Source organism: Capnocytophaga sp. oral taxon 326 str. F0382, assembly GCF_000318295.1.
GTDB classification, from domain to species: Bacteria; Bacteroidota; Bacteroidia; order Flavobacteriales; family Flavobacteriaceae; genus Capnocytophaga; species Capnocytophaga periodontitidis.
Map to the genome: position 1 here is coordinate 1 of NZ_KB291465.1, position 13406 is coordinate 13406.

Below are 13406 nucleotides of genomic sequence, written 5' to 3' on the forward strand. Positions count from 1 at the left end.
TTGTGGGAGATTAAAAATATTTTATTGATTGTTAGATAATTACTTACGCTGAACTCACGTTAAATAATGAACAAATTAGCAAATCGACAAATTAACAAATTTATAATATATGACATTTGAAAAAATCAATGGGCTCATTGTAGCCCCCTTTACCCCTTTCGACAAAAAAGGCGAGGTAAATTTAGAACCAATCGATCAGTATGCTAAACTCTTACAAAAAAATGGATTGATAGGAGTGTTTATCAACGGTTCATCAGGCGAAGGCTATATGATGACGGTTGAAGAACGTATGAAGATAGCCGAGAAATGGGTATCAGTAGCTCCTCAAGGCTTCAAAGTGATTGTGCACTGCGGGGCAACTTGTATCAAAGATAGCTACAAAATGGCACAACACGCCCAAGAAATTGGAGCTTTTGGTATTGGCGCAATGGCTTCACCTTTCCCCAAAGCGGGTAGAGTTGAAGAGCTTGTAAAATACTGCGAAGAGATAGCTTGCGGAGCCCCTAACTTGCCTTTCTACTTCTATCATATTCCGGTACTCAATGGAGTGTATTTACCAATGTTGCCTTTCCTCAAAGCAGCCGATGGTCGTATCCCTAACTTAGCAGGTATCAAATATACTTATGAACCGCTTTATGAGTACAACCAATGTATGCTGTACAACAATGGCAAATACGATATGCTCTACGGCTTAGACGAGACGATTCTCAATGCGCTTGTAATGGGCGGAGCTCGTGGCGGTATCAGCGGTACTGGTAGTTATATAGGTAAAGTGTTGGTAGGCATCATCGATGAATATCACAAAGGCAATATTGCCAAAGCAGCCGAGTTGCAAAACTATGCTCAAGATGTGATAAATGTAATCGCCAAATATCGTGGTAACATCGTATGTGGCAAACGTATAATGAAGTTGCTTGGTTTAGACTTGGGTATCAACCGTACGCCTTTCCAAAACATCACCGATGAAGAAGAAGCTATCATTAAAAAAGAATTGGAAAACATCGACTTTTTTAATAGATGTAATCAACTATAAGTCTTTTCTTTTCACTAAAAGAGAAAGAGCCGGCAGCAATAAACTGTCGGCTCTTTCATTATAAAAAATACTAACTATGAACTACTTTAATTGCAATTCATTTACAATCTTTTGGATTTTATCGTCCAAAATCTTTTGAGTTGCTTCAAAAGCATCTACACTGCTCAAAGGCGTATTTACACTGAAATAGAACTTAATTTTAGGTTCTGTACCACTGGGGCGTGCCGCTACGCGAGTACCCTTATCGGTGTGGTAGATAAGCACATTCGATTTAGGAACGTCTATATCTTCTACTTTGCCAGTAAGTGGATGGAATGCCTTAGATGATTGGTAATCACAAATGAGACTTACTTTTTCTCCATTAATTTCTTTCAACGGATTTTCGCGTAAGTCTTTCATCATTTGGGCAATTTCTTCTGATCCTGAAATACCTTTTTTTACCAAGGAAATGAGATATTCTTTGTAGAAACCGTATTTAGTATAAGCGTGTAGCAATTCTTTGTAGAAAGAACTGCCTTTAGCTTTAGCGAATGCTGCAATCTCGCAAGCTAATAGAGTAGCAGTTACCGCATCTTTATCGCGTCCAAAATCCTTACCATATAGCCAAAACTTTCTTCACCACCACCTATAAAAGTGAGCTCTGGAAAATCTTTAATCATTTTGGCAATCCATTTGAAACCTGTAAGTCCTTCTTTGTATTGCACTTTGTAAGCATTAGCAATCGCGTGAACCATAGGGGTCGAAACGATGGTAGAAGCGACAAACTCATTACCTTTAAAGCCTTTTTTGCTTTGTTGTTCCAATAGAAAGTCGGTCATCATTACCATTGTTTGGTTACCGTTAAGCAGTACCATTTTGCCGTGAAGGTCGCGAACAGCTATACCTATACGGTCACAATCGGGGTCGGTACCTATTACGATATCCGCTCCTATTGCGTCTGCTTTTTTGAGTGCCAACGTAAGCGCTTCGGGCTCTTCGGGGTTAGGTGATTTTACGGTAGGGAAATTACCATCGGGTACGGCTTGTTCTTCTACGATATGTACATTGGTAAATCCTGCGCGTTTGAGCACATCGGGTACCATTGTAATAGAGGTACCGTGCAAAGAAGTAAAAACAATTTTGAGTTTGTCTTTCTCAGGAGCATTGAAGTCGCCGTGTTTGATAGATGCTTCGGCAAAAGCATTGTCAAGTTCTTTGTCGATGTAGTGAATAAGACTCTCATCGGCGTTGAATTTGATATCTTTAAAGTCGAGTGCTTCAATAGCTTTCATAATATCACCGTCTTCGGGCGGTACGGTTTGTCCGCCGTCTTGCCAATACACTTTATAACCGTTGTATTCTGGTGGGTTGTGAGAAGCGGTAAGCACGATACCTGCTTGGCATCCTAAGTAGCGTACGGTGAAGGATAGTTCAGGAGTAGGACGAAGGTCGGAGAAGAGAAATACTTTTATGCCATTAGCCGCAAACACATCGGCTACTACTTTGGCAAATTTTTTAGAGTTGTTGCGGCAGTCGTGAGCGATAGCTACTTTTATTTCTTGGTTAGGGAAACATTTTTTGAGGTAGTTGCTCAATCCTTGGGTATTTTTTCCTAACGTGTATTTGTTGATACGGTTGGTACCGATACCCATAATACCACGCATACCCCCTGTGCCAAACTCTAAGTTCTTGTGGAAAGCTTCGTTGAGTTCATCGGGATTTCCATCGATGAGGGCTTGAACTTTACTGCGGGTTTCTGCATCAAAAGTGTCAGAAAGCCACGCTTTTGCTGTGTCAATACTTTTCATAAAATCAATAATAAAGGCTGACTCCTAATTATATATTTTATCAGCGTTGTTTTTCGTTAGCAAAGGTACGAATATTTTTTTAATTAGCAAATCTGTTAATTAGCAAATTTACTAATTTTGAGAATTTTTCAATTCATTCCACCATTCGTATAGCATAAATTCTAATTCCTTTTTTTCTTTCCGTTCTACAAGGCGATGCGCTTCGGGTTTCTCCATTACATAATAAGCCAAAGTGCCTATTTCTTCTTCAGTTAGATGATGTTCGTTCTTGAGGTAGTTATTCATCTCATTTACAATATAGTGTGCTACCATCAAGTTCTTTTCGTTGATAACTTGTTGTTTGATAATTTTTGCTTTACCATTCAGCTGATTGATAATAGCTATAAAATTTATCCCTACATTTCCTACTAATAATTTATAGAGGGTGAGTTTATCTACTTGAAGAATATCTGTATTGGCATATTCTCGTTTTTCTTCCCAAGTGCGCTCTTTGGGGGTATGTTGTAGAATTCCTAAACTTTGAGCAGTTATTTTAGGTCTTTCACTCACACTTACTTCGTCTAAAATAATCGTAACGTCGGTCATTTTTAGAGTGACCAATCGCTGAAAATCCATTTGAGTAAGACTGCGATAAAGAGTTTTCTTACCCACAAAAGTAGCCTTGAGCGTATGTCCTTTTTGAGCTTCTATTGAAAACGAACCTTCTGCATCGGTAGTTGTGTAATGTTGATTGTCGATGTTTTGAATATGTACCCCTTCTATAGGTGCATTATTGTAGAACACCTTTCCTCTAACGCGCGTCGCTTCTTGCCCCCTTGTTACAAAGGAGATGAACAGGAGTAATATGAGAAAAAAATCTCTCATCTGTTGAGTAATCAATTGCTTGCTTGTGCGGCTCGTAATTCATTCCACGCTTCTAAAAGCATAAATTCCATTGGTTTGTTGTCTTTTTTGCGTACAAGCTCGTGAAAATCGGGGCGTTCCATTACAAAATAAGCTAAAATATCTATCTCTTCTTCGTTTAGCTTGAGCTCTTTTTGTAGAAAAGGAGCCATATTTTCACGAATATAATGTGCTACAGCCAAGTTTTTTTCGTTGGCTACTATTTTTTTGATAATCTTTTTTTGTCCTGACAAAGTATTTAGAATCGAGACAATACCCAATCCTTTGCTAGCATATAGTCGTTTTTCAGCAAAAGTGCGCTCTTGAGGGGTATGTTGTAAGATACCTAAATCTTGAGCTGATAGTTTGCGATATTGTGAGACTTGTACTTCATCTAGTTGGTTCACAGCTACGTTCATTGTGATATTAAGCCCTCCAAAGCCAAAATCAGTTTTGGTAAGTACGCGGTATACAGTTTCCATTCCCACAAAAGTAAATTGTAAAGTATGTCGTTCACGCGCTTTAAGGGTAAAATAACCGTTGGCATCAGTAGTGGTGATGGCGTGAGTATAGAGGTTTAGCACGTGTACCCCCGATAGCGGAATTGTGTCGTGCATTACCCTGCCCCGCACCTCTGCCTGTGCCCATACATTGGTACCGTACCAACACAATACAAATATGAATATAAATAATCGCTTCATCGCTTGTTATTTGTTACCTATTACCTGAATCTGTCCCACCTATTCTTATCGAAACTGTGCTTTTTCCAATACAACATAATGAGGAAACCGATGAGAGCGCCTCCCACGTGAGCAAAGTGAGCGATATTGCCTCCAAAGATAGAGAAACCTGTAAAACCTGAGATGAGGTCTAAGCCTACAAGTATAGGAATAAAATAGCGTGCAGCGATAGGGTAAGGCACGAAGAATAACATCAGTTTAGCATCGGGGAAGAACATAGCAAAAGCCACCAATATACCATAAATAGCCCCTGAAGCGCCTACAGTAGGGGTAGCTATAGCTGCTGCCATATTGTCAAAAGTACTCTTATTGATAATCGTTTCCCACATAGGCAAATATTTTCTGTCGGAAAGAGCACTGATTACTTCTTCGGTTGATACACCTACATTTTGAAGAGCTTCCAAACCTTGATGTACATAGTAATAATTAATTATAGTATGCAGTAAAGCCGCGCCTATACCACAAGAGAAATAGAAGAAGAGAAACTTACCGCGCCCCCATATATTTTCAAGAGGAGTACCAAAAGCCCACAGTGCATACATATTGAACAATAGGTGGGTAAAACCTCCATGCATAAACATATAGCTCACATATTGCCACCACCCAAAATGAGTATTCTCAAAATAATGAAGTGCCAACAGTTGTGTGAGGTCTATATTTGGAATAAGATGCAGTTCTGTAATGAGTAACAACACTGCATTGATGATAATCAGGTGTAATACTGTTTTTGATATTCTTTCCATATTTAAATTAGCAAATTAGTTAATTAAGTTATCAATTTCATTTGTTGATAAACTGTAGTAAATTCGCTTTCCAAAAGGCGAAATTAACACTTCTTGACAACTAAACAAATTATTTATCAAAGTTTCTTGTTCTTCTTCACTGAGCACCTGCCCTGTTTTTACCGCTAAACTTTTGCATAAGGCTTTAGCAAATGCTTCTTTTTGAGTGTTTTCGGTAGTAGAGAGCGCCTCTATATGCTGCTGCAATAGTTCGTTGAAAATATTAGGTATCTCACTATCAGTAAGATGTAAAGGAATGCCACTTACTACTACCTTGTCGCTCTCTATAGCAAACATAAATCCACTGCTTTCAAAGAGATCGCGCAACTGGGTGATTACTTCTAATTCGTGAGGTGCAAAAGACAGTTCGTAAGGAAACATCAGCTGCTGTACTGCTGTATGAGAGGATTGTAGGTTCTTCATAAAATCTTCAAACAAAATACGTTGGTGTGCCCTATTGCAGTTGATGATAATAAGTTCTCCTCCCAAAGTAGTAACTAAGTATTTTTTGGCTAATGCGATGATTTTCTTACCCTGATTTTTAGTAGGTTCGGCTTCAAAGAGTGAGCTCACTATAGTTTCAGAAGCCGACGTATCTACCGCCGATTCAATACCTGCATACAAACTCTCCCACGAGGCTGTCTTTTTAGGATAATTACCAAAATTAGAGTTAGTTCTGCCTCCGCTTCGGCTTTCGTACTCTTCTTTAAACGGATTGAAATTGGGGTCTACTTGTATTCTGGGAAATTCAGGGGTTTTATCTTTGTAGTTATACGGAATATCAAAAGTAGGGTCTTTGCTAAAATCGAGCGTAGGAGCAATATTAAACTGACCTAAACTGTGTTTCACTGCCGATTTTAGCAAAGCGTAAATGCTGTGCTCTTCCTCAAATTTGATTTCAGTTTTTGTTGGGTGGATATTGATTTCTATCGTGGTAGGGTCTACCTCTAAAGAGATGAAATACTCTGGTTTTTGGTCGGCGTGGATAAGCCCCTCATAAGCGGCTGTAATAGCGTGGTTGAGGTATTGATTTTTCACAAATCGGTGGTTCACCATCAAGAATTGCAAGTTTTTAGTCTTTGCTAAATATTCAGGTTTTACAATAAACCCACTGATTTTCACTAAAGGAGTATCTTCGGCTATGATAGGCACTAATTTTTCATTGGTTTTTCCTCCAAACAGATGCACAATGCGTTGGCGGAAATTGGTAGCTGGTAGGTTGAAGAGTTCGTTGCCATTGTTGTACAGATAGAAGTGAATGGCGGGGTGAGCTAAGGCAACGCGGTGAAACTCATCGAGTATATGGCGAAATTCCACTGTATCCGATTTTAGAAAGTTGCGACGTGCTGGAATATTGAAAAAGAGGTTTTTCATCGCAATACTGGTACCTGTAGGGCACACACAAGGCTCTTGGCGTGTGATTTTACTCCCCTCGATGTGTATTTCGGTGCCTAACTCATCCTCAGGGCGTTTGGTTTGCATCTCCACGTGGGCAATGGCAACGATAGAAGCGAGCGCTTCCCCTCGAAATCCTTTGGTTTGCAAGTGAAAAAGGTCTTCAGCTTTTTGTATTTTAGAGGTTGCGTGACGCTCAAAAGCCATACGCGCATCGGTAGTACTCATTCCTATACCGTTGTCTATCACCTGCACAAGCGTTTTACCTGCATCTTTAATGAGCAGTTTAATTTCGGTAGCGCGAGCATCTATAGCATTCTCCATCAGCTCTTTCACTGCCGAGGCTGGCCGTTGAATCACTTCTCCTGCTGCTATTTGGTTGGCTACGTGGTCGGGTAATAAACGGATTATATCACTCATTCAATTTACAATTATCAATTAACAATTAACATAGTAAAAATAACTAAAAAGCTGTTGCTTACTATGGTTCTCTCTCCTCTTTATAAGGTATTCATATAAAAAATAACAGCCTATATATGTTGAGAATAAACTCCATAATAGTAGAAAATATTGGATGCTTTCTCATCAAAAAAAGTAGCTTTTGTGAATTGCCCCCTTCCCTTCGGGAGGGGGAACGGGGGTAGGCTTTTAAAAACGAATACCCTATCTTATTTATTAAAAATTTTTGCAAATATAAAAAAAGTATTACTTTTGTAGAAAATTATTTTAAAAATGAAACGTCTTTTTTTATATACCATCATCACAATCAGTTTATTATCCTGTGTAAAAGACCCAGTAGAGAATGCTAATTCCTCTATTTTAGGCGCTTCTGACTATACAGGGAATGATGTAGATTTACGCGTACGTGATTTTATTTGGAAAGGGTTGAACGCTTACTATTTGTGGCAAGCCGATGTACAGAATTTGCAAGACAAGCGTTTTGGTTCTCTATCTGATACCAAAGCTGATAAAAACAGAAGTTACACCGAGTTTTTGAAGAGTTTTCAAGATCCTGAACATCTCTTTTACGTAGGATTACTCAATAATTATAGACGAATAGACCGCTTTAGCTATATCACCGATAATTACACCGATCTCGAAAACCACTTCAAGGGGATTACTGCCAACTTGGGGATGAATTATACGATTGGATTGGTTCAAAAATTAGGGATTTATTTGGCGTATGTGCGCTATGTAGTACCTAATTCCGATGCCGAAAGATTAGGTTTACAACGTGGAGATGTGATATTGAGGGTCAACGGGCAACAACTTACGCGCACTAATGCCCAACAACTGTTGCAAAAAACGCCTATCATCTCTTTTGCTACTTACAGATTTGTGAATGATAAATTCGAACCTACCGGAAAAACCTACACTCTACGCCAAGAACAAACCCCCGAAAACCCTGTGCTCATTCATAAAGTATTCAATAAAGGGGGTAAAAAAATAGCTTACTTAATGTATAATGCCTTTGTAGCCGATTTTGATGAGGCTCTCAACAACGCTTTTGCCGACTTCAAAGCGCAAGGTGTTACCGACCTAATTCTCGATTTGCGCTACAACGGTGGTGGAAGTGTGAGTACAGCTACCTATTTAGCCTCAATGATTACCGGTCAGTTTGCAGGGCAGGTATTTGCCGTTGAACGCTGGAATAGCAAAGTGCAGCCCTATCGAGGAAATTCTCGTGAATATTTCACCGATAACATAGTGAAAGATAGTAGAAAAATAGCAATTAACAGCTTGCGAATGAGCAAGGTATATATCATAACTTCCGAAAATACTGCTTCAGCTAGTGAGTTGGTAATCAATGGGCTAAAACCTTATATCCAAGTAGTACAAGTAGGAGCCACTACTATAGGTAAAAATCAGGGGTCAGTTACAATTTACGACTATATTGATGCGCAAGGAAAAGTGAAAAACCCTAAACACAAATGGGCAATGCAACCTTTGGTGATGAAAATAGAAAATGCTAAAGGAGTAGGCGATTATGTAAATGGTTTGTCTCCTGATATTTTTATAGAAGAAATAGGTAGTAATTTAGGAGTGTTAGGTGATGAAAGTGAGCCGCTTTTAGCTCGTACATTACAAGAAATTACAGGTATTAATACCTCTGGCAGAGCCTCTCTATCAACCGCTAAAACATCTTTTTCCTTTGAAGCGCTCTGCACCTCAACTTCAGGCTACTTCGGCTTAAACGAAATGTACAAATGAATAAATTCCACGAACTAACAATATCCAAAATCACACACCTCACTACTTCATCGGTAATGATTACCTTTGAGGTACCCGAGCTATTAAAAAAAGTATTTAGCTTTGAGGCTGGTGAATACCTTACTCTACAACAAACCATCAACGGACAAAAAGTACGTCGTGCTTATTCCATTTGTTCAGGAGTGAATGAGGATGAATTGAGCGTTGCTGTGAAACGCGTACCTAACGGTTTATTTTCTACTTATGCCACTACCCAGCTCAAAGCAGGCGATGTATTAGAAGTGATGCCGCCTATGGGCTCGTTTGTTTTTTTCTATGATATTTTTGGAAATCGCGATATTATGCTTTTTTCGGCAGGAAGTGGCGTCACTCCTATGATGAGTATTGCCAAAACTGCTTTAGCAAAAACCAATATTAAAGTGGTGTTTGTCTACGGTAATAAATCTAAAGAAGAAACCTTGTTTTTTGACGAAATTGAGGCTTTAAAAGCGCAATACCCCGACCGTTTTTTGGTGCATTATGCCTTTAGTCAAGAACCTTGGGGCGACCACTATACAGGGCGTATCAACGATAGAATAGTGAATGAGCTTTTTACTAAGTACAAAGATTTCAATTGGGGGCGTTACTACGCTTGTGGCCCTACCGAACTCGTGAAAAACCTCCGTGAAATACTCCTGTTGAGAGGTATTGATAAAGAACGTATTTTCACCGAACTCTTTGAAGCTTCACCCGCCGATGTTGATTACAGCTCCCTGCAAGGCAATGTAGCCATTACACTACAACTCAATGGCAAAACTCATACTTTTGAGAGTGCACGCAACCAAACGCTCCTAAACTCTGCTCTTTTTCGCGGTTATGATGCACCTTACTCCTGCCTCAATGGTGTGTGTAGTAGCTGCATCGGTAAGGTAGAAGAAGGAGAAGCTAAAATGGCAAAAAATGAAGTGCTCAACGACGAACAAGTATCGCAAGGCTATATCCTCACTTGTCAAGCTTATGCGATGACTGATAAAATAAAAGTGAGAATTCCAGGATAAAATCTCTATATATGAAAATTCAGAAAACAGTACAGATACTCAACAAACGTGCTAAGTTTGAATACGAAATTCTCGACAAATATACGGCGGGAATCGTGCTCGTGGGTACCGAAATAAAATCAATAAGGTTAGGAAAAGCCTCTATAGCTGAGAGCTTTTGTGAGTTTAATGACAAAGGTGAACTATTTGTAATCAACTCTACTATCGAGGCCTATGATTTTGGTACGCACTACAACCACCGCCCTAAAACAGAACGCAAATTGCTCTTACAGAAAAAAGAATTGCGCAAACTCAATAAAGAAGTGAAAAATAGCGGACTCACCATTGTGCCGCTCAAACTTTTTATCAACGACAAAGGTTTAGCAAAAATGGACATTGCTTTAGTGCGAGGTAAAAAACTATACGATAAACGCGAAACCATCAAAGACCGCGACAACAAGCGCAATTTAGACCGATTAATGAAACACTAACCTAATACCACAAACCTAAAAAAAATGTATAAAGAATTTAAACAACTCCCCGATGATGCCCGTGTGTGGATATACCAATGTAACCGCAGTTTTACGGAAGATGAACAAGCGCAATTGCGCACTCAGTTAGAAGATTTTATAAGCCATTGGATGGTACACGGCAAGGAATTGCTTTCCTCTTTTGAATTGCGTTACAACCGCTTTATTGTGATAGGAGCCTCTCCTGATGCTCACGGTGTAGGCGGCTGCTCTCTTGATGTTTTAGCGCGTTTCATTCAGGATTTAGAAGCCCAATACAATGTCACTTTGCTCGACCGTATGAATGTGAGTTACCGTCAAGGGGAACATATTGCATATAAAAACCTCGCTGATTTCAAGAAGATGGTAAAAGATAAAGCTGTATCGGCTCAAACTATAGTATTCAACAATTTGGTAAATACCAAAATAGAATACGAAGAAAATTGGGAAGTGCCTTTAGAAGATAGCTGGCACAACCGCTTTTTATAATTAGCAAATTTGCTAATTTATTAATTTGCCAATGAAGTAGAACGCAAAAGTGCTCTATTCATTGGCAAATTAACTTATTGACTCATTGATAAATCAATATATTTGGTTTCGTACTAAATCTTCAAAAGTCTCTGCTTTCCTGATAAGTTTTGCCTCACCATTTTGCCACAATACTTCAGCAGGACGCAAACGCGAATTGTAGTTGCTTGCCATTGTATAGCAATATGCCCCTGCATTGTGGAAACAAAGAATGTCACCCTCAGTAATTTCAGCTATTTGTCGGTTAGAAGCAAAAGTATCTGTCTCGCAAATATAGCCTACTACCGAGTAGAAGCGTTTTTTACCTTCAGGATTAGAAAGGTTTTCAATATAGTGAGTAGCCCCGTAGAACATAGGTCGGATAAGGTGATTAAATCCCGAATCAATACCCGCAAACACAGTGGAAGTAGTTTGTTTCACCACATTCACTTTCACTAAAAAGCGCCCTGCCTCACTTACTAAAAATTTACCAGGTTCAAAAGCCAATGTAAGGTCGCGCCCGTATTCTTTACAGAACTCCGCAAAGCGTGTACTCAGGCGTTCGCCTAACTCCTCTATATTTGTTTGTATATCCCCCTCTTTATAAGGCACTTTAAAACCACTTCCAAAATCTATAAATTGCAAGTCCTTAAAGTTCTTTGCTGTTTCAAAGAGTATTTCGGCAGCATAAAGGAATACATCTATATCCAAAATATCGCTACCCGTATGCATGTGGATACCGTTGATGTGCATTTTTGTATTCTCTACAATGCGCAAGATATGAGGTATTTGGTGAATACTAATCCCAAATTTACTATCGATATGTCCCACCGAAATATTGCTGTTACCCCCTGCCATTACGTGTGGGTTGATGCGAATGCACACTGGTACTTCAGGGTGTTGCGTGCCAAACTGTTCCAAGAACGAAAGGTTATCTATATTCAGCTGAACGCCCAAACGCATTGCCTCTTCAATCTCACTCATTGATACCCCATTAGGAGTAAAGATAATTTGTTCAGGAGCAAAACCTGCTAATAAACCTAATTGTACCTCTTGGATAGAAACGGTATCAAGTCCAGCACCTAAACTCTTCATCAGTTTCAAGACAGCAATATTAGAAAGCGCCTTCATTGCATAGTTGATACGCAATTTAGGTATTGAGGCAAAAGCATTGGTAAGACGTTGATATTGACTGCTAATTTTTTCAGCATCATATACATACACAGGATTTCCGTAGGTATGCGCTATATTTAGTAAGTCTTCTGTTTTCATTTTTTATTTTTCTAATTAAGACCGCAAAGGTAGTAATAATTTGGTAATTAGCCAATTTGTCGATTAGTAAATCACTCATAATTAGCTATTGTTTGTTAGTTATTTTTCAGGGTTACTAAATCAAAAATAAAATTATAAGAGTCGTTTTTTCAATTTTTTGCTTTATATTTGCACCTCAATATTTAATATTTTTATTGTTGTAAGAAATGGATTATATACATCTCACTGGTTATAAAACATTTAAAGATATTCATTTAGACCTCTCTCCTATTAATATCCTTATTGGGGCTAATGGAAGTGGAAAGAGTAACTTTATGTCATTCTTTGACTTTCTTAATAGGCTGTATAACCGCAGTCTAAGGGAGTACATTGCTCTAAAAGGAGGGGAGGATAAAATGCTCTTTCAAGGTAAAAAAGTTACTGATGAAATTTCTTTTAAAATAGAATTTGATAATGGACAAAATGGATATTCTGTTGTTTTAAAATTAGGAGAGGAAGGTTTTGTTTTCAATAAAGAAGACTTGATATTCAAAGGGAATGATAGAAATATTGGTAATTTTTATATAGATTCTCACCTTAAAACTACAGATAATTATCGAGCAAAATATATCATTCGATATTTAGATGGCTTTCGCAAGTACCATTTTCACGATACGGGAGCAAAATCACCTTTTACACTACAGAGCAATATTGAGAATGATATTCATTACTTGTATAGTAATGGAGCTAACTTAGCAGCTTTTTTATACCATATCAATCAAGAAGATAGAATTACTTATCATAGAATTGTAAAGACAATACAGAATATAGCTCCTTATTTTTCTGATTTCTATTTAGTGCCTAATGCTAATGATGAGGTAAAATTACAATGGAAAGACAAGTATAGCGATATGGTTTTTGGAGCAACAGATGTATCGGATGGTACATTGCGATTTATGGCACTTACCACTCTGTTCTTGCAACCTAATTTGCCTGATACTATTGTGATTGATGAACCTGAATTGGGTTTACACCCAGCTGCTATAGCTAAATTAGCAGCTATGATCCAGTCAGTTGCAGAGAAGGGCTGTCAAGTAATAGTGGCTACTCAGTCTACCGATTTGATAAGTTATTTTGAACCTGAAGATATTGTAACAGTTGATAGAATAAAGGGAGAAACTGTATTTAAACGGCTTTCAAAAGATTCTTTACAACAATGGCTTGACGATTACACTCTCGATGACCTATGGAAACGGAATATTATCGAAACAGGACAACCTAACTATTTGTAAT

11 protein-coding genes and 1 pseudogene are annotated in these 13406 nt (G+C 38.5%); 6 read left to right on the forward strand and 6 right to left on the reverse strand.

All coding sequences use genetic code 11. The annotated features are described in order from the left end of the window. Positions 1 to 109: 109 nt before the first annotated feature. Positions 110 to 1033: a dihydrodipicolinate synthase family protein gene (locus tag HMPREF9073_RS14215; protein WP_009414324.1), complete on the forward strand. Its 924-nt coding sequence runs from the start codon at positions 110 to 112 to the stop codon at positions 1031 to 1033. An 81-nt stretch (positions 1034 to 1114) separates the two neighbouring features. Here HMPREF9073_RS14215 and HMPREF9073_RS14220 read toward each other — a convergent pair. The 5 genes and pseudogenes from HMPREF9073_RS14220 to mutL all read right to left on the reverse strand — a co-directional run bounded on the left by HMPREF9073_RS14220 (position 1115) and on the right by mutL (position 7039). After that, positions 1115 to 2820, reverse strand: a pseudogene (locus tag HMPREF9073_RS14220) (phospho-sugar mutase). A 111-nt stretch (positions 2821 to 2931) separates the two neighbouring features. Beyond that, a complete protein-coding gene (locus HMPREF9073_RS14225) occupies positions 2932 to 3684 on the reverse strand; it encodes a carboxypeptidase-like regulatory domain-containing protein (protein ID WP_009414327.1) in 753 nt (250 codons plus the stop codon). A gap of 11 nt (positions 3685 to 3695) precedes the next feature. Then, positions 3696 to 4403: a carboxypeptidase-like regulatory domain-containing protein gene (locus HMPREF9073_RS14230; RefSeq protein ID WP_009414328.1), complete on the reverse strand. Its 708-nt coding sequence runs from the start codon at positions 4401 to 4403 to the stop codon at positions 3696 to 3698. 20 nt (positions 4404 to 4423) lie between these two features. Continuing rightward, complete coding sequence (locus HMPREF9073_RS14235) at positions 4424 to 5185, reverse strand: rhomboid family intramembrane serine protease (RefSeq protein WP_009414329.1); 762 nt, start codon at positions 5183 to 5185, stop codon at positions 4424 to 4426. A 15-nt stretch (positions 5186 to 5200) separates the two neighbouring features. Next, entirely contained in the window at positions 5201 to 7039 is a 1839-nt protein-coding gene (mutL, locus tag HMPREF9073_RS14240; protein ID WP_009414330.1) for a DNA mismatch repair endonuclease MutL, read from the reverse strand. A gap of 312 nt (positions 7040 to 7351) precedes the next feature. Here mutL and HMPREF9073_RS14245 point away from each other — a divergent pair, with 312 nt between their 5' ends. From HMPREF9073_RS14245 to HMPREF9073_RS14260, 4 genes are read left to right on the forward strand one after another with little or no spacing between them, the layout of a single operon-like run. Then, a complete protein-coding gene (locus tag HMPREF9073_RS14245; RefSeq protein ID WP_009414332.1) occupies positions 7352 to 8830 on the forward strand; it encodes a S41 family peptidase in 1479 nt (492 codons plus the stop codon). Next, positions 8827 to 9867 carry a ferredoxin--NADP reductase gene (locus tag HMPREF9073_RS14250; protein ID WP_009414333.1) on the forward strand — a complete coding sequence of 347 codons (1041 nt, stop codon included), beginning with the start codon at positions 8827 to 8829 and terminating at the stop codon, positions 9865 to 9867. Before HMPREF9073_RS14245 ends, HMPREF9073_RS14250 begins: the two co-directional genes overlap by 4 nt. A gap of 11 nt (positions 9868 to 9878) precedes the next feature. After that, entirely contained in the window at positions 9879 to 10337 is a 459-nt protein-coding gene (gene smpB, locus HMPREF9073_RS14255) for an SsrA-binding protein SmpB (RefSeq protein ID WP_002682121.1), read from the forward strand. Positions 10338 to 10361: 24 nt separating this feature from the next. After that, positions 10362 to 10844 carry a hypothetical protein gene (locus HMPREF9073_RS14260; protein WP_002682125.1) on the forward strand — a complete coding sequence of 161 codons (483 nt, stop codon included), beginning with the start codon at positions 10362 to 10364 and terminating at the stop codon, positions 10842 to 10844. Positions 10845 to 10937: 93 nt separating this feature from the next. On the opposite strand, the gene lysA is transcribed toward HMPREF9073_RS14260, so the two are convergent. Then, the gene (gene lysA / locus HMPREF9073_RS14265; RefSeq protein WP_009414334.1) at positions 10938 to 12134 is read right to left on the reverse strand and encodes a diaminopimelate decarboxylase; all 1197 of its coding nucleotides are present in this window, start codon (positions 12132 to 12134) and stop codon (positions 10938 to 10940) included. A 206-nt stretch (positions 12135 to 12340) separates the two neighbouring features. Here lysA and HMPREF9073_RS14270 point away from each other — a divergent pair, with 206 nt between their 5' ends. Then, a complete protein-coding gene (locus HMPREF9073_RS14270; RefSeq protein WP_009414335.1) occupies positions 12341 to 13405 on the forward strand; it encodes an AAA family ATPase in 1065 nt (354 codons plus the stop codon). Position 13406 lies beyond the last annotated feature (1 nt).